We start from the raw sequence: 21,679 nt of genomic DNA on the forward strand, positions 1-21,679 counted from the left end.
CTAGGATTACGTGTGCTAATCATTTTTATAATCTCCGGATTAAATCTATGTTAAAATATCATTAACACCTTAAAGGAGGAACTGATATGACTTTAAATTACAAAGAATTAGCTAAAAAATACGAAGCTGATTTACTTGAAGACTTAAAAAACTTAGTCGCTATTGATAGTTCAAGAGATGTTGAACACAAAACTGACGAATTCCCTCTAGGACCTGGTCCTGCTAAGGGTCTTCAACAATACTTAGACTACGCCAAACGTGATGGCTTCACGTTCAAAAACGTCGATAATCTAGCTGGCCGTGTTGAATATGGTGACGCTACTGAAGACGATGTTTTAGGTATTATTGCTCACGCTGACGTTGTCCCTGCTGACGATGGTTGGGATACTGAACCCTTCACTATGATTGAAAAAGACGGTAAACTTTACGGCCGTGGAACTGCTGATGACAAAGGTCCTGGTCTTGCTGCTTACTACGCTTTGAAGATTCTAAAAGATGAAGGCGTTAAATTATCAAAACCTGTTCACTTTATCATCGGAACTGATGAAGAAAGTAACTGGGAAGGATTAACTCATTATCTTAAATCAGAAAGACGTCCTGATATTGTCTTCTCTCCTGATGCTGAATTTCCTATCATCAATGGTGAAAAAGGAATTGCAACATTTATCGTTGATTTTAAAGACAACTCACAAAACGGTGACGTTAAACTAGTTTCTTTTGAAGCTGGTCAACGTACTAACATGGTTCCTCACACCGCCTATGCTACACTTAGTGGTCTTGATTTTGCAAAAGTTCAGCCTGCATTTACTGAATTTTTAAAAGATCACCAACTAACTGGGGATGCAAAAGAAGAAAACGGTCAAATCAGCTTAACTTTAACTGGTAAAGGTGCTCACGGTTCAGAACCTGAACTTGGTCGTAATGCTGCCACTTACCTAGCAAAATTCCTAGTTAACTTCGACTTTTCAGGTCAAGCTAAACACTATCTAGAATTTGCAGCTAATACATTGCATGAAGACTTCAAAGGTGAAAAAGCAGGAATTGCTCATCACGATGAACTAATGGGAGATGCTTCTTCTTCTCCTAACATTTTTGCTTTCAATGAAGACAACCAAACAATTGCAATCAACGTCCGTTACCCTCAAGGCACTAGCGACGACAAAATCACTGATGGTTTACAACAAACTATTGGCGACGTTGCAACTGTTTTCGTTGATGGTCATGCTCAAGAGCCTCACTATGTTTCAAAAGACAGCGAACTGGTTCAAACACTATTACGCGTTTATGAAAACCAAACAGGAAACAAAGGTCATGAACAAATCATCGGTGGTGGAACTTACGCTCACATTTTTGACAATGGTGTCGCTTTTGGTGCTCAACCAGAAACACAAGAAAATGTTATGCACCAACCAAATGAATACATGCTAAAACAAGCGTTATTCGATGCAGTTGCTATCTACATGGAAGCCATTTATGAATTAGCTAAATAATAATTTTCAAAAGTCTTGGAGATATCCAGGGCTTTTTTATATTGCATCAAAAGCATGTTATACTAAAGTTTCAATACACTACTTGGGGGATTGCATTATGAAGACAATTTTTTTAAGATTTTTTCATTGGATTTTTGATAAGTATAAACTAACTAGCAAGATTTCTTTAATGATTGGAATTGTTTTTTTCATCATTTGTATCAGTTTAAATTTTATTTCAAATTGGTCTGAAATCACGTCCATTTGGGGATACTTAGGATCGATATTTATTATTTTAGACAGTTTTGAACGTGACTGGTCTAACCAAAACGATCGATTGCACTATCGAATTTTTAACAACTTTTATGTTTACCATCCGTTACGATTTTCTTTTAGTATGATTACTGTCCTTATCGGAATTATTTATTACTTGAAGTTACCAAATTATGATGCTTTTGCAACAGTCACCTCAACGCTCAATTGCATGTATTCATTAATTTGGGGAATATTTGGCATTTTTACCAGCATTAGAAGACTACAACCAAAAAAATAACCTTGATTAAAAACCAAGGTTATTTTTTATATTAAATTAAACTCTACCTTTGACTGTTTGTCTTCTAAAAGCAATATAGTTAATTAGACAAGCGCCCAAAAGCAGTATACTAAATTCAGCTAAATTAGCTCCTATGTTAGTACTTGCAAAGGTAGCAACGGGCATATAGTGAATAAGCTCCCAAATACCGATGACAAAAATAACAAAGTAACTACCACCAACATACACTGCCAGTGCTGTTAAAAATCCGGCAGCTTCATTATTAAATAACTTTGTCGTTGCAAAGCTTAAACAACCATACACAAATCCAAAAACACTAAGGTTAATAAGGTTAATTATTAAATAAAATAACGGACTAACTTCAATTATTTGTCTAAAAACCATTAGTGTCTGCGGAACACCATTATTACCATCTGCAATAATCGAGATAATCGCTAGCACAGCAGCGGGTACCAAATACGATAAAGCACCTGTTACCCCGGCGGTTAAGAAAGAAGCTCTACGTTTGGTGTACGCCAGTCTTGCTTCATCTTTTGAGCTCAGAAGTACGGCCATCGTTGGCACAAATACGGCTAAATAGGCTAAAGAAGAACCACTACCTCCATACAACCCTTCAAAAAATAAAGCATAACTTTTTCCAGGTATTCTTTGGTTCCAGCCTGAAATAATATTAATTAAGAAAATAATGATCACAAAGATTTGGGATCCTATAAAATAATTTGATTGCAATCTTACTTTTAAATTTTGTCTAAACTCACCCATACTACCTCCCAGTTATTCGCAACTAACCAATCGATTTATCACTCAACTATTAATCTAAATGGGATAGTGCATAATTAATTTCTGAATCCGTAAACTTCATATTAACTAAAGTTTCTTTAATTTCATTTTTAGGAGCTTGGGCACGTTGCATTGATTTTGCTGATCTTAGCGCAATTTTTGCAAAATCGATTTGGCTATCGTCCAAGACTCTTGCAATCAAACTTTCATATCCCTTATTTTGCTCAATGACAGATTGTCTAGATTGTTGTACAAAGTCAGGCGTTTCATTAACTCTTTTTAGAAGGTATCTATACTCTACGCCATCATCTGTACGACTTTCAGGTAATGGTTCAAGCGCTTGTTCTTTCTTTCGCTTTCTACTATTTTCTGAAATCAACTCAACTGCTGAACTTCCAATCCAGGTATTATTACCCACATTATAATAAGACTGATTGCCACTAATTTGTCTTCCAAAAACTTTCCAAGTTGTTCCACGTTTGAAATTATCACTTTCAACTGCATCAGCTTTGACTTGAACAATTCCGTCCATTTCCTGTTTAGCTGTTTCATTACCTAAATCAAAGTAGTCACTGTCCACATATTCATTGTTCCCAACTTTATACCATAATTTTTCTGCATTCCCTACCATTTCTGCCTCTAAATCAATAATTTTCAAAGCAGAATCCGTTGGCAAGTAATGTCCCGTAGGCTGAAAATGATGATTGCTATCTAATTGCCATGTGGAAACCCCGAAACCTTTGACATAATTAGCTGTTGCTGTTTTATCAAAAATCTCTCTAGCCTGTGTATCTGAACCTGTTTGAGCAAAACTCAACCCAATAGCAGCAGTTGCTACTGCCAATCCTGAAATAATCGTTGTTTTCTTCATATGTATATCCTCCTTATTTATCCTAGTCCCCAGAGTAACTGATAAACTGGTTGCTTAGAACCCGCCAATGCCAAGCTTTATTAAAAGTTAATGAACTTTAGAAAAAATAAAAAAAGCTAATTGACAGTTTAATGTCAATTAGCTTCTTATCATTATTTCACTTGTGATTGTTTTTGTTGTTCAATCATTTGGTTAACTAACTGATTGGCTTGATCAGCAGGTACGTTTGATTGAACCAAGTAATTGTAAGCTTTATCTTTATTGATTGTGCCATCTTCATTTAGAAATTGGCTGGTTACTTGATTCATTGATTGTTGCACTTGCTTTTGGATTTGTTCTAAAAAGTTTTGTGAACTTGCTTGAATCGAAGCTTGAGATTGTGTCATTTGTTCAGTAAATTGTTTAGCTTCTTGTTCTGGCATCCCTGCTTGAACAGCATAGTTGTAAACTTTTGCTTGATCAACGTTACCATTTTGATCTAACAATTGTTTTGAAAATGATGTCATCACCTTATTGAAGTTGTCAGTCAAGCTATTATTAGCTAAGTCCTCTTTAGATAAGTTAATATTATCAACGACTAATTTAGCCATTTGTTCAGGCATTGAAGCTTTGTGTAGTAATTGATAAATTTTATCTTTATTTAAATTACCGTCTTGGGCAGTAAATGCTTTTGTAATGGCTTGAGACAATTGCTTCATTGTACCTTCAGGATCTTTTTCAAGCTGTCTTAAAGTCTGTGTTGTTACATCTGGTAGTGAAGGCTCAATTTGATTTTTGAATCTCGTTAACATTGTTGAGATAAAATTGTAATCAATTGTATCATCTTCATTTGAAGTTAACGGTGTAAATCCTGTAAATGCTTTTTGGCCTCTTGAATTTTCAGAAACAATTGCAGCATCACTAGCACTCACCCATTGGTCAGGACCAACTAAATAGAAGACTTGACCATTATTGACAAAGCGCATTGAAGTACGCCATTCACTACCTGCTGGCACAGCCCCAACGACTTGTTGGGATGCGGAGATAAGTGGTGCTTGTCCTTGTTTTGTTACCTTAACAACTGCATCTAATTCTTGATATGAAATTTCATTACCCAAGTCAAAATATTGACTGTTAGCATATTCCCCATTACCAACACCATACCAAAGTGAGTAGTTATCTGGTGAGGTCATTTCTGTCACGCGCCACTTCGTTCCATTATTTAAGTAGTGACCACTTGGTTCAAATTGACCATTAACAGACTTCCAAGTTGCTGGACCAAAACCATCCACATAGTTTGATGTTGCTGTCTTATCGTAAATTGCTTTAGCTTGTGCTTCCTGTTGTGGTTGAGATAATGTCAATCCAAAAGCAGCTGTTGCTAACGCTAATCCTGATACTAAATATGATTTTTTCATTTTGTTTCCTCCAATAGTTTAAGTTGTGACGTAGTATAACAAACTGAGTTTTATCTCGAAATATTATTTTTAAAAATTTAATAATTTTCAACGCCTAAGCTAAAAATCTTAACACTCAGGGCATTTCTATTAAAATACACTTATTATCCGTTACAATGTAGCTATAACTACTACATGGAGGATTTTTATGAAAAAATTACGTCAACTAATTCAATCGCTAATCGTATTTACTGCACTTTCAATAATAGGAGGGCTCAGCCTAATCAATTCTAGTAACTGGATACATGCAACAATTTGCATATTAGGCGCCTTAGGTAATGGGTTCTTAGCCTACTCATTTGGCAAAAGTATTCTCGAATGGATTCAAATCTTACATGACAATTCTGAGTCCCTTGAAGCTTATTCCACACAATTAAGTGACGAGTATCAAACCGTTAGCCAATTCAAACACGATTACAAACATATGATGGCATCCCTTTCACATCTTGCTGATAAGCAAGATAACAATGAACTGAAAGATTACCTTAACCGTTTTGACCAATACAGCAAAACGCAACTCCAAACACCCGCTTTTGATCACTATAAAGATATCAAAAATATTCACGTTCACTACCTTAGAAGTCTTCTTATTAAAGCTATTAATCAAAGTCAAGGAACCCATACAATCATCACTATCCATTGTCCTGATGAGATTACAGAAATTCCAATGGAAGAGTTTGATTTCTTGCGAATCATTGGCAACTGGTTATCCAATGCTAATCAGGTAGAGCTTGACCATCAAAAAATCGAGATTAAAATAGACCAGCTAGATGATTTATTTACACTGAGTATCACAAATCAGATACCTAAAAATCAGACAATTAACTTACAACAAATTCGAAAGTCTCGCTTTACAACTAAGCCGAACCACAAAGGCTATGGTCTACCCTTAGTTGATAGTATCAGCAAACATCATAAAAATGCTTTGATTGATTACAGTACCTCAAACAACTCATTCACAGCTCAACTAACCTTAACCAAACGCTAAAAGGAGTAACTATGTCAATTTCAATTTATGTTTGCGAAGACAATCCCACACAGTTATCGCTCATTGAAACAATCATCACAGACTATCTTTTGTTTCACGAAGAAAGATTTAACTTAACTCTGGCAACAACCTCTCCAGACAAATTCAAATCCGCTATCACTTCAATGACTTCAAAAAACAACTTGTATTTTTTGGATTTAGAATTAAACCACCCACTATCAGGATTAGATTTAGCTAAAATTATTCGTCAAAATGATCCTGAAGGTAAAATTATCTTTATTTCAAATTATGATTCAGTTATTACTCAATCAGTTCATCAACATATCGAACTTCTTGGCTTTATCGACAAATCATTAAGCCAAACAGGACTGAGAGCTGAACTTTTTAAATTGATGGAGTTAGCTGAGAATCGCATCTATCAGCAACTCCAAAACAAGCAACAGCTTTTTTCATTCAAAGTTGGCACAATGATTTATAATTTGAATTTATCTGATATTTTATCCATCAAATCAAGTAAAAACCATCAACTAATACTGCAGACAAGAACCAGCTCTCATTCTTTTTATGGCACATTAAAAGAATTACTTGCCAAGTATCCGCAATTTTTACAAATTAGTCGAACCACGTTAGTTAATCCAATAAATGTTTCTCAAATCGACTTTGCTAAACGACATCTCTTTTTTGATAAATACACTTTCTGTAAGTTCTCAATCCGCTATACGCAATCCGTTAAATCTTTCTTTTTAACTTAACTTGCCATATTCATCCATCTCATATAAACTTAACTTCAAATAATTAACAATTGAGGTGCAACAGATGAGAATTAATGTTTTACAACACACACCTAATGAAGGTGTCGGTTCTATTGGTGCTTGGGCAAAAGAAAATCATCACGATTTATTTATCTATCATCCTTACTTTTATGATGGTGTTCTCCCAACAGCCGAACAAACTGATTTACTTATTATTTTAGGTGGACCAATGAGCCCCAATGATTCAGATAGTTGGATTATGGCTGAAAGAGATTTAATCAGAGAACTCATCAAGCAACAAAAACCAATCTTTGGTGCTTGTTATGGTGCTCAGCAAATCACAAAAGCATTAGGATACACTGTGACTAAAGCACCAATTAAAGAAGTCGGCTGGGATAAAGTCTATCTCGAATCTAATATTATTCCAGATATTCCAAAAGAATTGACGGCCCTTCACTGGCATGAAGAAACCTTCCAAATCCCACATGAAGCAGATTTGCTTTTCTCAAGTCACTATTTAACCAATCAAGGATTTATTCTAAATAATAATATCATTGGCCTACAATTCCACTTTGAACCCGAAGATATGAACGTGAAAGAAATGGTCACAAATGATTTCCCTTACATTAAAGATTCTGTTTTAGGCCAATCTGCTGAAGACATCTTAGATTTTGATGTTCCAAAAGAAAATAAAGAAGTCATGTTCAAGCTACTTGATTTCATCACAAAATAAAATAACGCTGAGACTTAACTCTCAGCGTTATTTTTTGTACTACTTCGATTAATCGTTTGGTAAGGCAAAATAACTTGATGCCCTTTTAGTTCTTGCTTTTGCATCAATTTTGTCAACATTCTCATTGCAACCGCTCCCATATCGTAAAGCGGTTGACTGATTGAAGATAGTTCTGGTCGTGACATTAGTGCTAATTTGGTATTCATAGCAGACATCACTTCCAGTTCTTCTGGAATTTTGACGTTTTTATCTTTTGCTGCATTCAAAATACCAATAGCCACACTATCATCAGTTGTGAGAACAGCTTGAATGTTTCTTGATCTTAACTCATCAAAAATAGCTAAGCCACTTTCATAGCCATACCCTGCATCGATTACTTCAAACTGAACAGTTGGATGATTCTTTGCTGCTAAAGCCATTCCCTCACAGCGAAAATCTTGATTAACATTAGTGCTTTTATCTTGCACGACTAATGCAATTGAATCATGCCTTTGCGCAAAGTCTTCCATTACGCCATACGTTGCTTGCTTGTAGTCAATATTGACGGAAGGTAGTTGTCTTTTGTAGTCGACTACCCCCGCTAATACTGTTGGAATCCCTTTTTCATATAGCAGGTCACAAACTTCATTTGAAATATCATATGACATGTAAACAATGCCATCAACTTGCTGAGAAAATAGACTTTTTAAAACTTCTTTTTCGTTTTGATGGCTAATGCTTGAACTCATCAAAATGATATTGTAGTTGTACAATTTCGACACATCATCAATACCTTGTGCCAACTCGTTAAAATAAGCATTATTCAAATCAGGTAAAAAAATCCCGATTGTTGTTGTTTTTTGGCTAGCTAGTCCTCTTGCAACCGCATTAGGATGATAGCCCATGTCTTCTATTATTTGTTGAACTTTTTGTCTTGTTGCTTCTTTTACTTTTCCTGTGCCATTGATCACTCTTGAAACAGTCGCCATCGACACATCGGCTTTTTTCGCTACATCGTATATGGTGATTGTTCTTTTCTTCATAAACTTATCCTCACGCTATTCATCACTACTTCCTAGTTTAAAATTAGCAAATTTACACCCGTTTTGCAAACGCTTACTTTATTATAAAAAAATTAAAATTTATGCTATAATCAAAAAACAAACTTAAAAGAAAAGAAGGTACGTCATCTATGGAAAAAATTAATCAACTAAAAAATTGGTTACATGATAACAACATTGATGTTGCTTACATTAGTAATCCAAAAAATGTTCACTACTTTACAGGATTTGAATCACACCCTGAAGAACGAATTATGGGGCTTTTCGTTCTTAAGAATGCTGATCCTTTCCTATTCACACCTCAACTAGATGTTGAAGTTGCTAAAGCATCCGGTTTTAAATACGATGTCTTTGGTTATCTTGACCATCAAGATCCTTTTGCTTTGATTGCTGATCATATCAAAGACCGCCAAAAAGAAAATATTTCATGGGCAACTGAAAAAGATAGTCTTCCAGTCGAAAAACTTGAAGCCATGCAAGAAGAATTTCCTAACGCACAATTCAAACACTCACTTACTCGTTTGATTCAAGAAATGCAATTATATAAATCACAAGATGAGCTTGATTTAATGATTAAAGCTGGACAAGACGCTGATTACGCTTTTCAAGTTGGATTTAACGCTTTAAGAAACGGTATCAGCGAAAAACAAGTAGTTGCTGAAATTGAATATGCGCTTCAAAAACGCGGTGTCATGCATACTAGTTTTGATACAATCGTTCAAGCGGGTAAAAATGCCTCAAATCCTCATGGTGCACCAACTGATACTCAAATTTCACCAAATCAGTTAGTCTTATTTGATTTAGGAACAGTTAACCAAGGTTACATGAGTGATGCCTCTCGTACTGTTGCTTATGGTACGCCTAGTGAAAAAGAACTTGAAATTTACCAAGTTGTTTTAGAAGCTCAACTTGCTGCACAAGAAACTGCTAAACCAGGTGTTTATGCTTCAGAGCTTGATAAAGTTGCTCGTGATGTGATTACAAAAGCTGGCTATGGCGAATACTTCGTTCACCGCTTAGGTCATGGTATTGGCACTTCAACTCACGAATATCCTTCATTAATGGAACACAACAACTTAGAACTTAAAGCTGGTATGGCCTTCTCAATCGAGCCAGGTATTTATATTCCAGGTGTTGCTGGTGTTAGAATCGAAGATTGTGGTTACTTAGATGATGAAAAATTCAATTCATTTACACATACACCTAAAGACCTAACAGAAATCATGGTTAGAGATTAAATTAAAAACATCTTACTTTTGTAAGATGTTTTTTTGTATCCATGATTCAATAACCTCATAGATAGTCTTTTTTTCGTTTTCAAATAACAGTTCATGACGTAATCCAGGTATCAACTCAAGTTGAACGTCGGGTAATCCTGCTGACTTCAATTCTTGATAAACTTTTTTAGGACCTTTTCCATAATCCCCCACTGGATCATCACTACCACTTATAACTAAGTACGCCACTTTGGGATTAAGATGGTTAGCCCAATGAACTTTTGTTGCTTGAGCAATCAATTTAAATAGCGTATAAAAACCATTATTAGTAAACGTAAATCCCATAAGTTTATCTTTTTCGTATGCATTAACGTTGGCTTGATTTTGACTCAACCAATTAAAGTTGCCTGGTTCCTCAAAATGACGACTATAACTACCAAAAACAATCCGATTTAATAGCGGATTAACTTTTTTAGGCGCGAGTTGATTTAAAATTGATGATAATCCTCGAGCTATTGGCAAGGCTGCTGGACGTTTGCCTGTCCCCATCAAAATAACGCCCGCTATGTCTGCGTTATTTTCTTGATTTTGCAAATATTGACGCACAGCAAAAGAGCCCATACTATGACCAAAAATAATGTGAGGAATATCTTCGAAATAATCAGCTACCCAATCCGTTACTTGATTGATATCTTCAATCACAACTTGGCTAGATTGATGTGCTGCAAAGTACCCGTAGTTAGGATTAACTTCATCAACAGACTGGCCATGTCCCAAGTGATCATGTCCAATTACCGCATAACCTAACTGAGTCAAATACTGCGCAAAATCTTGATATCGTTCAACATGTTCGGCCATCCCATGAACAATCTGAATTGTTGCTCGTGGCTTTTGATTGGGCAGCCAATAAACTAAATGAATACCTGTTTGTTCATCTGCAGATAAAAAAGTTAACTGCTTCATTTTTATTTCCTTTCAAATAAAAAAAACGGCAGAGGCTAATGCCCTTGCCGTCAAATAATGACTTATTTTTTGATTTCACGATCAATATCGTTAATCATTTGTTTTGAAGATTCTTTAGCTTTGTTAAAGGCTTGTTTACCATCAATAACGATATCATCAAAATCTGTGATTTCTGAGTTATCGTTTTGGTTAGCATGACGTTTAATTTGATCTTTTAATGCATCAGTAGATTGATCATATTTGTCTTTAATATCTTCTAATTTATCTTGAGAAGTTGCTTTTAATTCTTCAGCTTTATCTTTAGCTTGGCTAGCGTAGTCTGAGAATTGTTCAGATGCTTGTGTTGCGTAGTCTGAAGCTTTTTCTTTTAAATCTTGACCTTTTTTAGCTAATTCATTTTTTGTTTCTTCTGAAACCATAGCTGAAGCTGCAAAACCTGTTGCAGCACCTACTAAAAATCCAAAAATAAATTTACCTGTACTCATTATTTTGTCCCCCTATTAATTTACTGTTATTTTTTCTTTTTACCTCTAAAACGTTTAAACAAACCACCAGCAACTGTTGCTTTACCCATGTTTTTAGTCATTCCTGAAAAACGTGAAGCAGCATTAGATGTGCTTTCGTTTAATTTTGAAACACTAGTACCTAAGTCAGCAGCAGCTTTAAATACTGGATCTAATTCACGTGTTTTGTTATTTACTGTTTGTAACAAAACATTAGATTTTGCCATCAAGTTTTCGGCTTGAATCGCAATTGAATCAACATCATCTGTTACATTAGATAATGTTTTTGTTGTTTGTGCTATTGTTTCGTCTACTTTTTTTAGTGTTCGCAAAAGTCTCATTAAAAAGATTCCTGCAAAGACAACTAAAAGTAAAAATGCAATAGCAGCAATTAACCCGGCCATTTCACCATATGTCATTACTATTACCTCCACATTTCACTTTTATATTTACTCCTAAAGTTTAGCATTTATTTATGTTAACGGCAATTTAAAGATGTTAAAATAAACATTAGGAGGAATATATTATGCAGAATTTTCATTTAGCTAATTTATCTGGTTTGTTCGACTGGAACAAAATCTTAGATTCATTAATCAGTATCGGAATTCAGGTTGTTATCACCTCAGTTGTTTTCTGGATTATTTGGAAAGTTGGTATTCGCTTAATTAAGCTAGCCTTTGCCAAACAAAGAAAACCTAAAATGAAAAAGAGCCGTCAAAAAACGATTGAGTCTCTTTTAGAAAATATTTTTAGATACTTTATTATCTTTTGTTACATATACGGTGTCCTTAAAATTATGGGGCTTCCTGTTGATGCCCTACTTGCCAGTGCCGGTATCTTAAGTGTGGCCATTGGTTTAGGTGCACAAGGATTCTTTAATGATGTTGTGACAGGTTTCTTTATTTTAGCCGAACAACAAATCGATGTTGGCGACTGGGTTACAATCGGTGCTGTTTCAGGGACTGTTACTTCTGTTGGAATTAGAACCACACAAGTTCAATCCGTTGATGGTACTTTAAACTATATCCCAAACCGTAACATTACCATCGTTTCTAACAGTAACCGCGGTACTATGCGTGGAATTGTTAACTTTGACTTACCTACTGACGTTAATATTGATGACGTTAAGAAAATGGTGGAGCATGTTCATGCTGAAATGGTTCCTAATTACAAAGATATCATTGGTGAACCAAGATTTGTGGGAGCCATTAAACAATCAGGAAATATGGTGACTTATCGAACATTAATCGATGCTAAAGCTGATACACAATGGCAAATTCAACGTGACTTCTTATCTGGTTACCTTAAGGAATTTGCGCTTAATGGCATTGTTATTCCAGAATCTAACAGCGTAACATTATCTTAATCAAAACAAAAAAGACTGTTTAAAAGCAGTCTTTTTTATTTACCTTTGATATTTAATTGAAAGAGATGGCAACAACCGTCCTTCTTGATCATAAAAATTAATCTGATATTGCGCAGTTGTAATTGTTAAAATCGCATATGTTCCACTAGCTTTTAATCTAAGATCACGTGATTTTGAAAGTGAACCAGGATTAAGTAGTAACAAATCATCAAAGTAAGAAACAAAAGGTTGATGCGTATGACCGAAAACTAAAATGTTAGTTTGTCGTTCTAATCCTTTAAACTGTAATCGCATTGGATTATAAGCAATATTATCTTCTAAATGACCGTGGCATAACAATAACCCAGTATCGTCAATCTGAATGGTTTCTTCATCTGGTAGTTTAAGTTCTTCAGCCATATTCCCATGGACGGCTATCACATTGGTAATGTCATCACTTGAAGTAAATTGTCCGTCCCCTGCATGGATAATTTTATCAACTTCAGTTTGATGACGTTTAATTACTTCTTGCATCAATGTTGTCTGACCATGAGTGTCACTCATAATTAAAACTTTAGTCATTATTTTGACAATCCTTTAACCATTGTGGCAATTGTTCAGCTAATTGCTTAAATGCCAGTCCTCTATGACTGATTTCATTTTTTTCATCAAGTGTCATTTGTGCTAATGTTTTTTGTTTGTCTTCCACAAAGAATAAAGGATCGTATCCAAAGCCGCCGTCTCCTTTTGGAATAGCAGTAATTCGACCCGCCAACTGGCCTTCAACGACCAAATCATTATCAGGCTGGTTTGGAAAACTAACAACAATTGTCGTGTGAAAACTTGCTTGGCGTTTTTCATCTGGAACTCCGCCTAGTTCACTCAATAGTTTCGCATTATTCCTTGCTGGGTTTTGGGGCTCACCAGCATAACGAGCTGAAAAAACACCGGGTGCATTATGTAATGCCTTAACACATAAGCCAGAATCATCAGCTATCGTTGGTAATTGGCTGTACTGTGCTAAAGCATGTGCTTTGAGTTTTGCATTTTGTTCAAATGTTCGTCCCGTTTCTTGTACATGAGGTGGGTTTTCTAAATCTGCTAGAGATACAATTTCATAATTTGTATCTTTTAATAGCTGATTTAATTCTTTTACTTTACCTTGGTTGGTTGTTGCAATTAGTAGTTTTGTCATTTTGAATCCTCTCATAACTTAACTTGTTTAATTTCATCAAAAGTCTGGCCAAGCCATTTTTTTGCAGCTTGTTCAAAAGCTTGCTTTGATCCCGTTGTATAACCATAATTAAAATGTGTATTATGACTGGCAAATGCGTCACGCTGTTTAAGTAACTGCGTGATTTGTTGGCAAATACCTTCTGCTGGATCAACGACTTCAACTTTTTGTGAAGTAAATTCTTGGGCAATTTGATTTTGAATTAAAGGATAATGTGTACATCCTAAAATCAGCGTATCAAAAGTCTGACCTTTCAACACTTGCAAGCTATCGTGAATAATGGGCTGTAAATCAAGTACATTGTTTTCAATTGCGGGTACTAATTGTGGCGTTGCTAACGAGATCACTTCACATGTTTCATCTGCTTGTTTCAGTGCGTTTTCATAAGCACCTGACTTAATTGTCGCTTGAGTTGCAATCACCGCAATTTGATTGGTTTTAGTTCGAGTTGAAGCAATAGTACTTCCAGCTGAAATCACGCCAATTATTGGAATATCTACTTTTTCTTGTATGGCCGTCATAGCAACTGCCGTTGCAGTATTACAAGCAAAAACAATCATTTTAACATCTTGTTCAATTAAAAAATCGACTAATTTTTGTGTCAATTGAATGATTTCGCTTGTACTTTTGTTTCCATATGGCAAATGAGCTTGATCGCCAATATAGATAGTGGATTCGTGAGGCAAAGTCTTTTTAACTTGTTTCAAAACACTTAGTCCACCTAATCCTGAATCTAATAATCCAATGGGTCGATTATCCAAAAAATCACCATTTCTATATTTATTTTCGTGACAATATCTCTAATTGATTTAAAATTTTGCTAGGCGTCTGCCACAGTTTCTCATCATAATCGTTAGCTGAAATATCTAATCCCAATTGATTATTAAATGCGTAAATGAGCTGAACGGTTTTTAAATCATCTAAAATATGAGTTTGATAAAGATTAATATCAGGCGAATCTTGTAATCGACGCTGTTTAGTAACTCGATTTAAAATCGTATAAAATTTTTGTTTGTCTATCATCGTAAATCCTCCTGCTCATTCATTATACAAAAAAATCCCTTATAAAATCATTATAAGGGATTTTTTGTGTTTAGAAAACTAAGCAGTGTATTCTTCTAATTTTGAACGTAATTGTTCTTTAGCTTGGTAACCTGTTAATTTTTCAACAACTTCACCATCTTTTTTAATCATCAATGTTGGAATTGCCATAATACCAAATGATTGTGGTGTTTTAGGATTTTCATCAACATCCATTTTAGTGAAGTTAACATTATCCATTTCTTCAGCTAAATCTTCAATAACTGGAGATTGCATACGACATGGACCACACCAAGTTGCCCAAAAGTCAACCAATGTCACACCGTTATCTGTTTCTTGTGCAAAATTTTGATCTGTTATTTCTTTAACCATAATCTTTTTGCCTCCTAATTTGTTGTTAAACATAGTTTACTCAATCCACTTACTTTTTGCAAGTGAAAGTTATTATTTAAATTCGACAATCGTAGCACCGGAACCGCCATTACCTTCTGGTGCATAACCAAAGCTTTTTACATGTGAATTACGTTTAAGATATTGATTAACACCATTTCGAATAGCACCAGTTCCGATTCCATGGATAATTGTTACACTATCAAAGTTAGAAAGCAAGGCCTCATCAATGTAACGATCCAAATTCATCATTGCTTCATCATAACGTTGACCACGTAGGTCAAGGGATGCACGTGTTGAGCGCAAGTTAATTGAACGTGTCTTTTTGATTTTTTGTTGCTTAGGTTGTGATGATTGTGATGATTTAGAATTAGATAATTTTTCTAAATCTTTGGCTGCCACTTTTACTTTTAAAGCACCAATTTGCACTTCAAAATGTTTATCGTCTAAAACTTTAGCTACCGTTCCAACTTGGCCATAGGCTAAAACTTTGACTTGGTCATTTTGCTTAATCGTTTGTTTTTTCTTTTCTCTTCTTAAGACTTTATTATGTTTAAGATTGTTATCTCTTAAATGATTAAGTTGACCTTTTGCAGCTATTAATTGGTCTTCCTTAACGCCCACTTTTGATTTTGCTTGTTTTTGGTAGCCTTGCAGTGTCTTGATAATATCATCTGCTTCTTTTTGTGCTTGTTTGAGTGTTTCGTCTGCCTTTTCTTTAGCTTGCTCAATTTCACGGTTAACATTACGGTGATAGAAATCTAATCCTTGATTTAATTTTTCGTAAGTCTCTTTTGATTCTTGAACTTTTTGCTCAAACTCTTCTTTTAATTCTGTCGCCTTTTTAGTTTCATCAGCTAATTTTTTAATCATGTCGTTCAAATCACTACTTTGATCTTGACGTAAACTTTTAGCTTGTTCAATGACATCTGTTGGCATCCCTAATCTTTTAGCAATTTCAAAGGCATTACTATAACCTGGCACACCTAGTAACAAATGATACGTTGGGCTTAGTGATTCAACATCAAATTCCATGCTGGCATTTGTCGTTCTATCACGATTATACGCATATAGTTTTAACTCAGGGTAGTGAGTCGTTGCCATTAGTTTCACTTGCAACTTCTTAAAGTGATCTAGAATTGAAATAGCTAAGTCTGATCCTTCTTCTGGATCTGTTCCTGAACCTAACTCATCAAGCAAGATTAAGCTGTCTTGATTAGCTTCTGACATGATATTAATAATGTTATCCATATGTGAGGAGAATGTACTCAAGTTTTGCTCAATAGATTGTTCATCACCAATATCCGCAAAAATTTCGCTAAATACACCAACTTCACTATATTCTTTTGCAGAGATAAATAGTCCTGATTGTGCCATTAGTTGCAACAACCCAACTGTTTTCAAACTAATTGTCTTACCACCAGTATTAGGACCTGTAATCAACATAAAATCATAATCTTCACCTAAAATAATGTCATTAGCCACTACTTTTTCAGGGTCAATTAGCGGATGTCTGGCTTTATTCAGCTTAATTGCATGACTATTATTAATAACTGGTTCAACAGCCTTCATTTGGTTGGCTAATAAGGCTTTCGCTTGAATAAAGTCAAGTGAAGCGACTTTTTCATCAATCGTTTGGATGTTTGTCATTTCTTCCCGAGTCCAATTAGTTAGCTCATCTAAGATACGACGAATTTCCATTTTTTCTCTAGCTGTTAGTTCTTGTAGATTATTGTTTAAATCAACAATTTTACCTGGTTCAATAAATAGGGTTTGACCTGTTGCACTTTGGTCATGGACAATCCCACCAAATTTACCACGATGGTTGGCTTTAACAGGTAGAACCAAACGATTATCACGAATTGTAATAATTGCTTCACTTAAATAATTAGCTGTACTACCTTTTAAATAAGCTTCCATTTGCTGACGGATATTATCTTCTGTTTTTTGGTAGTGGTGACGAATTGACTTCAGCGTTTGACTAGCAGTGTCTAACACATTACCTTCACTATCGAACGTTTTCTCTAATCGTTTAGTCAACTCAAGTGGTAAGTCAACATCATCCACTAGTCCCATCAGTGCATTTAGACTTAATTCATAATCTTTTGGATCAAAGTCTAAAAAGGTTAAAACATCTCGCATAACGGAGAGCAACAAACTAATAGTTGAAAGTTCTTTTGCATTTAATGTGGCATTTTCTAACTTCAATCGTTTAATAATTGGCGAAATATCTTGATAAGCAACAATAGGTAAGCGGCCCTTAATTCTAAGGAGGTTAACAGCATCTAATGTTTTAGCTAGCTCATCTTTTACACCTTGATAAGTTTTATGAGGTAATAAATTTTGGGCTTTATTTTGAGCATTATCTGTTACCGTTAATTCACTTAATTGACTTGTAATTTTATCAAATTCCAGCGTCTTTAATATTTTTGAATTCATAACAGTTCCTTCCAAAAAAGAATAGGCCCATTTTAGGCCTATTCTTTATTTATATTCAATTAACAGTTGTTTCACTACAGTATTAATTTTAGCGGTGATTAACCCAAAGTGCAACAGTTGAGCGCTAAAAGTTAAGACTAAGCTAAGCCAACCTTTTTGAAAATGTCATCAACATGGCGCAAATGATAATTGTAGTCAAATGCATCGTCTAAATCTTCTGCAGTCAAGTGTTTTGTGATAGCTTCAGTTGCTTCAACTAATGGTCTGAATTGTTTCTTTTCATCCCATGACATTGCTGTCAGTGGTTGAACGAGATCGTAAGCTTCTTCACGTGACAATCCCTTTTCAACTAACTTCAGTAATAGACGTTGACTGTAAATTAAACCATATGTTTTTGACATATTTTCTTTCATTGTTTCAGGGAAAACAGTTAAGTTTTCAACAATGTTTGAAAAACGATTCAACATGTAATCAAGTAATGTTGTGGCATCTGGTAAGATAATACGTTCTACAGATGAATGTGAAATATCACGTTCGTGCCATAATGGCATATCTTCTAGTGCTGGCTGAACGTAACCACGGATAACACGTGCTAATCCACTAATGTTTTCTGATCCAATTGGATTACGTTTATGTGGCATTGCTGAAGATCCTTTTTGTCCTTCGTTGAAGAACTCTTCAACTTCATGGATTTCTGAACGTTGTAAACTACGTACTTCAGTTGCAAAAGTTTCAAGACTTGTTGCAATTAAAGCAAGTGTTGACATGTAATCAGCATATAAGTCACGTGGTAATACCTGACTTGCAATATCCATTGGTTTTAAGCCAATTTCTTTCATCATTGATTCTTCTACTTGTGGAGGTACGTTGGCATAAGTTCCAACAGCACCACTAATTTTACCCACTGCAACTTCTTCTGCCACACGAACAAAACGAGCGCGTTGACGTTTCATTTCTGAGTACCAACGAGCAACTTTTAATCCAAAAGTAGTTGGTTCAGCATGTACACCATGAGTACGTCCCATCATGACAGTATCTTTATATTTTAGTGCTTGTTTTCTTAGAATTTCGATAAAACGATCTAAGTCATCTAGCAAAATTTTGTTTGCCTTTTTAAGTAATACCCCATTAGCTGTATCAACAACATCAGTACTTGTTAATCCAAAATGCACCCATTTTTTCTCTGGTCCTAAATATTCTGAAACATTACGAGTGAAAGCAACAATATCGTGGCGTGTTACCGCTTCGATTTCTGCAATACGTTCTACTGAAAAATCAGCATTTTCTGCAATTTTTTTAGCATCTTCTGCCGGTACTTCGCCCACAGTTACCCAAGCGTTAGTCGCTGCAACTTCAACTTCAAGCCATGCTTGGTAACGTTCTTTTAATGACCAAATGTCCATCATTTCTTTACGCGCGTAACGTTCTAACATACTAATTAATCCTCCCAGATATCTTTCATCACCATTGTTTGATCACGGTCAGGTCCAACAGAAACTGTGAATAATTCAAGTCCTGTTAGTTCACACAACCTTTTCACATAGTTCTTAGCGTTCTCTGGTAAATCTTCAAAACGCTCAACTTTTGTAATATCTTCATGCCAACCTGGCAATGTTTCATAAATTGGTTCAACTTTTGAAAGCTCAACTAAACTTGCTGGGTAGTAATCGATTTCTTCCCCATTTAGACGGTAACCCGTTGCAATTTTTAGTGTGTCAAAGCCAGATAAAACATCTAGTAAGTTAACACTTAATTGTTTCAATCCTGAAACACGAACGGCATGTCTCAATGCAACTGTATCTGCCCAACCAATACGACGTGGTCGTTTTGTAACGGTACCGTATTCGCGACCAATTTCACGAATCTGGTCACCAATTTCGCCTTCAATTTCTGTTGGGAAAGGACCTTCACCAACACGTGTTGAGTAGGCTTTTGTTACAGCAACAACATTGTCAATTTCTTGTGATGATACACCTGAACCCACAATTGCACCACCAGCTGTTGGGTTAGAAGAAGTCACATAAGGGTAAGTACCGTGATCAACATCAAGCATCACACCTTGTGCACCTTCAAATAATACCTTTTTATTATCGTGTAAAGCTTCAGTAATTAAGACCGATGTATCGACAACATAATCTTTTAATTGTTGACCATAGTCATAGTAAGCTTCAAAAATCTCATCAAAATCAAGACCAGATTTTTGGTATAGCTTTTCAAATAGTTCATTTTTTTCTGCTAGATTTAATTTAAGTTTTTCGTAGAAAACATCTCTATCTAACAAATCAGCCATTCTAATTCCGACACGACTAGCTTTATCCATATAAGCAGGACCAATACCGTTACGGGTTGTTCCGATTTTTTGGTCTTGTCTTTTATCTTCTTGATATTCATCTAATAAGATATGGTATGGCAAAATAACGTGGGCACGATTAGAAATTCTCAAATTGTCAGTTGTGATTGCATTTTCATTTAAGTAACGAATTTCTTTAAGCAATGCTTTAGGGTTGACGACAACGCCGTTCCCAATAACTGCTAATTGATCTTTTCCTAAAATACCTGAAGGAATCAAATGTAACTTGTAGGTTTTATCCTCAAAAACAATTGTATGTCCTGCATTATTTCCACCTTGGTAACGAACAACCATATCGGCTTGTTTACTTAGGAAATCGGTAATTTTACCTTTTCCTTCGTCACCCCATTGACTTCCAATTAAAACTATTCCTGACATTTGGCCACCTCATTTAACTTTTTAAACCGTAAACAAGTTTAGCAATAAGTTAAGATTTAGTCAAATGATTAACAGATATTATTGGTCATATATTCTATATTTATTCGTTTTTTAACATTTTAATCTATTGACTTTTCGTTTTTCTTTGCTTATATTATTTAGGTGGCGAACGTTTAAAGATTCGTTAAACGAACATTAAAAATGTGGAGGAATTATTTTGTACCCTTTTGATTACGATGATATCCAACTTTTACCTAAGAAATGTATTGTGAACAGCCGTTCTGAAGTTGACACAACTGTTAAGTTAGGTAAGCGTACATTTAAATTACCGGTTGTCCCTGCAAACATGCAAAGTGTGATTGATGAAGAATTAGCCGTTTTCTTAGCTGAGCGTGATTATTTCTATGTTATGCACCGTTTTGAACCTGAAACACGACTAGCTTTTGTTCAAAAAGTGCAAGAAAAAGGCTTATTTGCTTCAATTAGTCTAGGGATTAAGGAACCTGAATATGAATTGGTCGATCAATTGGCTAACCAAAATCTAATTCCTGAATATATTACAATTGATATCGCACATGGTCATTCTGACTCTGTTATTAAAATGATTAAGTATATCAAAGAAAAGCTACCCGAAAGTTTTGTTATTGCAGGTAATGTTGCGACTCCTGAAGGTGTCCGTGACCTTGAAGCTGCTGGTGCTGATGCGACTAAAGTTGGGGTTGGCCCTGGTAAAGCTTGTATCACTAAACTCAAAACTGGTTTTGGAACAGCTTACTGGCAACTATCAGCCATCAAATGGTGTGCTGAAGCTGCAACCAAGCCTATCATTGCTGACGGTGGCATTCGTCACAATGGGGACTTGGCTAAGTCAATCAAATTTGGCGCTACAATGATTATGGTCGGTTCACTTTTTGCTGGACACGAACAATCACCCGGTCAAGTCATTACAATTGATGGCAAACTATACAAACAATATTGGGGTTCTGCCTCAGATACTCAAAAAGGCAAATACGAGAACGTTGAAGGTAAACAAATGTTGATTGATTACCGAGGTGACATCAAACGCACTCTTAAAGAAATGCAACAAGATTTACAATCAGCTGTTTCTTACGCTGGTGGTAATGAACTTTCAAGTTTAAAAGATGTTGATTATGTTATTTTAAATCACGGCATTGTTCAAAACTAGATAAAAACACC

At 35.3% G+C, this 21,679-nt stretch carries 23 protein-coding genes; 8 read left to right on the forward strand and 15 right to left on the reverse strand.

Going from position 1 to position 21,679, the window contains the following annotated elements; all coding sequences use genetic code 11:
- Positions 1-86 precede the first annotated feature (86 nt).
- Together pepV and JNUCC80_RS04255 are read left to right on the forward strand one after the other, a co-directional pair.
- Complete coding sequence (gene pepV, locus JNUCC80_RS04250; RefSeq protein WP_454152670.1) at positions 87-1,490, forward strand: dipeptidase PepV; 1,404 nt, start codon at positions 87-89, stop codon at positions 1,488-1,490.
- Positions 1,491-1,587: 97 nt separating this feature from the next.
- Positions 1,588-2,022 (forward strand): hypothetical protein, encoded by a 435-nt coding sequence (locus tag JNUCC80_RS04255; protein ID WP_454152671.1) that lies wholly within the window; start codon positions 1,588-1,590, stop codon positions 2,020-2,022.
- Between the two features lie 36 nt (positions 2,023-2,058).
- On the opposite strand, the gene JNUCC80_RS04260 is transcribed toward JNUCC80_RS04255, so the two are convergent.
- The 3 genes from JNUCC80_RS04260 to JNUCC80_RS04270 all read right to left on the reverse strand — a co-directional run bounded on the left by JNUCC80_RS04260 (position 2,059) and on the right by JNUCC80_RS04270 (position 5,070).
- On the reverse strand, positions 2,059-2,784 hold the full coding sequence (locus JNUCC80_RS04260; RefSeq protein ID WP_454152672.1) for a hypothetical protein: 726 nt from the start codon (positions 2,782-2,784) through the stop codon (positions 2,059-2,061).
- Positions 2,785-2,833: 49 nt separating this feature from the next.
- Positions 2,834-3,673 carry an SLAP domain-containing protein gene (locus tag JNUCC80_RS04265; RefSeq protein ID WP_454152673.1) on the reverse strand — a complete coding sequence of 280 codons (840 nt, stop codon included), beginning with the start codon at positions 3,671-3,673 and terminating at the stop codon, positions 2,834-2,836.
- Between the two features lie 152 nt (positions 3,674-3,825).
- Positions 3,826-5,070: a hypothetical protein gene (locus tag JNUCC80_RS04270; protein WP_454152674.1), complete on the reverse strand. Its 1,245-nt coding sequence runs from the start codon at positions 5,068-5,070 to the stop codon at positions 3,826-3,828.
- A 187-nt stretch (positions 5,071-5,257) separates the two neighbouring features.
- Here JNUCC80_RS04270 and JNUCC80_RS04275 point away from each other — a divergent pair, with 187 nt between their 5' ends.
- The 3 genes from JNUCC80_RS04275 to JNUCC80_RS04285 all read left to right on the forward strand — a co-directional run bounded on the left by JNUCC80_RS04275 (position 5,258) and on the right by JNUCC80_RS04285 (position 7,582).
- Positions 5,258-6,097 carry a GHKL domain-containing protein gene (locus JNUCC80_RS04275; RefSeq protein ID WP_454144221.1) on the forward strand — a complete coding sequence of 280 codons (840 nt, stop codon included), beginning with the start codon at positions 5,258-5,260 and terminating at the stop codon, positions 6,095-6,097.
- Positions 6,098-6,108: 11 nt separating this feature from the next.
- Complete coding sequence (locus JNUCC80_RS04280) at positions 6,109-6,849, forward strand: LytR/AlgR family response regulator transcription factor (RefSeq protein ID WP_454152675.1); 741 nt, start codon at positions 6,109-6,111, stop codon at positions 6,847-6,849.
- A gap of 64 nt (positions 6,850-6,913) precedes the next feature.
- Complete coding sequence (locus tag JNUCC80_RS04285) at positions 6,914-7,582, forward strand: type 1 glutamine amidotransferase (protein ID WP_454152676.1); 669 nt, start codon at positions 6,914-6,916, stop codon at positions 7,580-7,582.
- Positions 7,583-7,596: 14 nt separating this feature from the next.
- Here the strand turns inward: JNUCC80_RS04285 and JNUCC80_RS04290 are convergent, their stop codons facing one another.
- Entirely contained in the window at positions 7,597-8,604 is a 1,008-nt protein-coding gene (locus JNUCC80_RS04290; protein ID WP_454152677.1) for a substrate-binding domain-containing protein, read from the reverse strand.
- Between the two features lie 149 nt (positions 8,605-8,753).
- Between JNUCC80_RS04290 and JNUCC80_RS04295 the strand changes: the two genes are divergently transcribed.
- Positions 8,754-9,860 (forward strand): M24 family metallopeptidase, encoded by a 1,107-nt coding sequence (locus JNUCC80_RS04295; RefSeq protein ID WP_454152678.1) that lies wholly within the window; start codon positions 8,754-8,756, stop codon positions 9,858-9,860.
- A 12-nt stretch (positions 9,861-9,872) separates the two neighbouring features.
- On the opposite strand, the gene JNUCC80_RS04300 is transcribed toward JNUCC80_RS04295, so the two are convergent.
- The 3 genes from JNUCC80_RS04300 to JNUCC80_RS04310 form a co-directional block, all read right to left on the reverse strand.
- The gene (locus JNUCC80_RS04300; RefSeq protein ID WP_454152680.1) at positions 9,873-10,802 is read right to left on the reverse strand and encodes an alpha/beta fold hydrolase; all 930 of its coding nucleotides are present in this window, start codon (positions 10,800-10,802) and stop codon (positions 9,873-9,875) included.
- Between the two features lie 62 nt (positions 10,803-10,864).
- The gene (locus tag JNUCC80_RS04305; protein WP_454144209.1) at positions 10,865-11,287 is read right to left on the reverse strand and encodes a YtxH domain-containing protein; all 423 of its coding nucleotides are present in this window, start codon (positions 11,285-11,287) and stop codon (positions 10,865-10,867) included.
- A 26-nt stretch (positions 11,288-11,313) separates the two neighbouring features.
- Positions 11,314-11,724 (reverse strand): DUF948 domain-containing protein, encoded by a 411-nt coding sequence (locus JNUCC80_RS04310; RefSeq protein WP_454144207.1) that lies wholly within the window; start codon positions 11,722-11,724, stop codon positions 11,314-11,316.
- 107 nt (positions 11,725-11,831) lie between these two features.
- Here JNUCC80_RS04310 and JNUCC80_RS04315 point away from each other — a divergent pair, with 107 nt between their 5' ends.
- A complete protein-coding gene (locus JNUCC80_RS04315) occupies positions 11,832-12,671 on the forward strand; it encodes a mechanosensitive ion channel family protein (RefSeq protein WP_454152681.1) in 840 nt (279 codons plus the stop codon).
- Positions 12,672-12,710: 39 nt separating this feature from the next.
- On the opposite strand, the gene JNUCC80_RS04320 is transcribed toward JNUCC80_RS04315, so the two are convergent.
- The 8 genes from JNUCC80_RS04320 to JNUCC80_RS04355 all read right to left on the reverse strand — a co-directional run bounded on the left by JNUCC80_RS04320 (position 12,711) and on the right by JNUCC80_RS04355 (position 20,482).
- Entirely contained in the window at positions 12,711-13,232 is a 522-nt protein-coding gene (locus JNUCC80_RS04320; RefSeq protein WP_454152682.1) for a YfcE family phosphodiesterase, read from the reverse strand.
- Positions 13,225-13,845, reverse strand: coding sequence for an XTP/dITP diphosphatase (locus JNUCC80_RS04325; protein ID WP_454152683.1), 621 nt, complete (start codon positions 13,843-13,845; stop codon positions 13,225-13,227). Before JNUCC80_RS04325 ends, JNUCC80_RS04320 begins: the two co-directional genes overlap by 8 nt.
- Positions 13,846-13,856: 11 nt before the next feature.
- Positions 13,857-14,645: a glutamate racemase gene (gene murI / locus JNUCC80_RS04330; protein WP_454152684.1), complete on the reverse strand. Its 789-nt coding sequence runs from the start codon at positions 14,643-14,645 to the stop codon at positions 13,857-13,859.
- Positions 14,646-14,664: 19 nt separating this feature from the next.
- The gene (gene dltC / locus JNUCC80_RS04335; protein ID WP_454152685.1) at positions 14,665-14,907 is read right to left on the reverse strand and encodes a D-alanine--poly(phosphoribitol) ligase subunit 2; all 243 of its coding nucleotides are present in this window, start codon (positions 14,905-14,907) and stop codon (positions 14,665-14,667) included.
- A gap of 78 nt (positions 14,908-14,985) precedes the next feature.
- Positions 14,986-15,297 (reverse strand): thioredoxin, encoded by a 312-nt coding sequence (gene trxA, locus JNUCC80_RS04340; protein ID WP_454152686.1) that lies wholly within the window; start codon positions 15,295-15,297, stop codon positions 14,986-14,988.
- A 72-nt stretch (positions 15,298-15,369) separates the two neighbouring features.
- Positions 15,370-17,754 carry an endonuclease MutS2 gene (locus JNUCC80_RS04345; RefSeq protein WP_454152687.1) on the reverse strand — a complete coding sequence of 795 codons (2,385 nt, stop codon included), beginning with the start codon at positions 17,752-17,754 and terminating at the stop codon, positions 15,370-15,372.
- 137 nt (positions 17,755-17,891) lie between these two features.
- Positions 17,892-19,187, reverse strand: a complete 1,296-nt coding sequence (gene purB / locus JNUCC80_RS04350) for an adenylosuccinate lyase (protein ID WP_454144193.1) — start codon at positions 19,185-19,187, stop codon at positions 17,892-17,894.
- Between the two features lie 5 nt (positions 19,188-19,192).
- Entirely contained in the window at positions 19,193-20,482 is a 1,290-nt protein-coding gene (locus JNUCC80_RS04355) for an adenylosuccinate synthase (protein ID WP_454152688.1), read from the reverse strand.
- A 217-nt stretch (positions 20,483-20,699) separates the two neighbouring features.
- Between JNUCC80_RS04355 and JNUCC80_RS04360 the strand changes: the two genes are divergently transcribed.
- A complete protein-coding gene (locus tag JNUCC80_RS04360) occupies positions 20,700-21,668 on the forward strand; it encodes a GMP reductase (RefSeq protein ID WP_454152689.1) in 969 nt (322 codons plus the stop codon).
- Positions 21,669-21,679 lie beyond the last annotated feature (11 nt).

The sequence above is a fragment of the Holzapfeliella sp. JNUCC 80 genome, assembly GCF_053667655.1.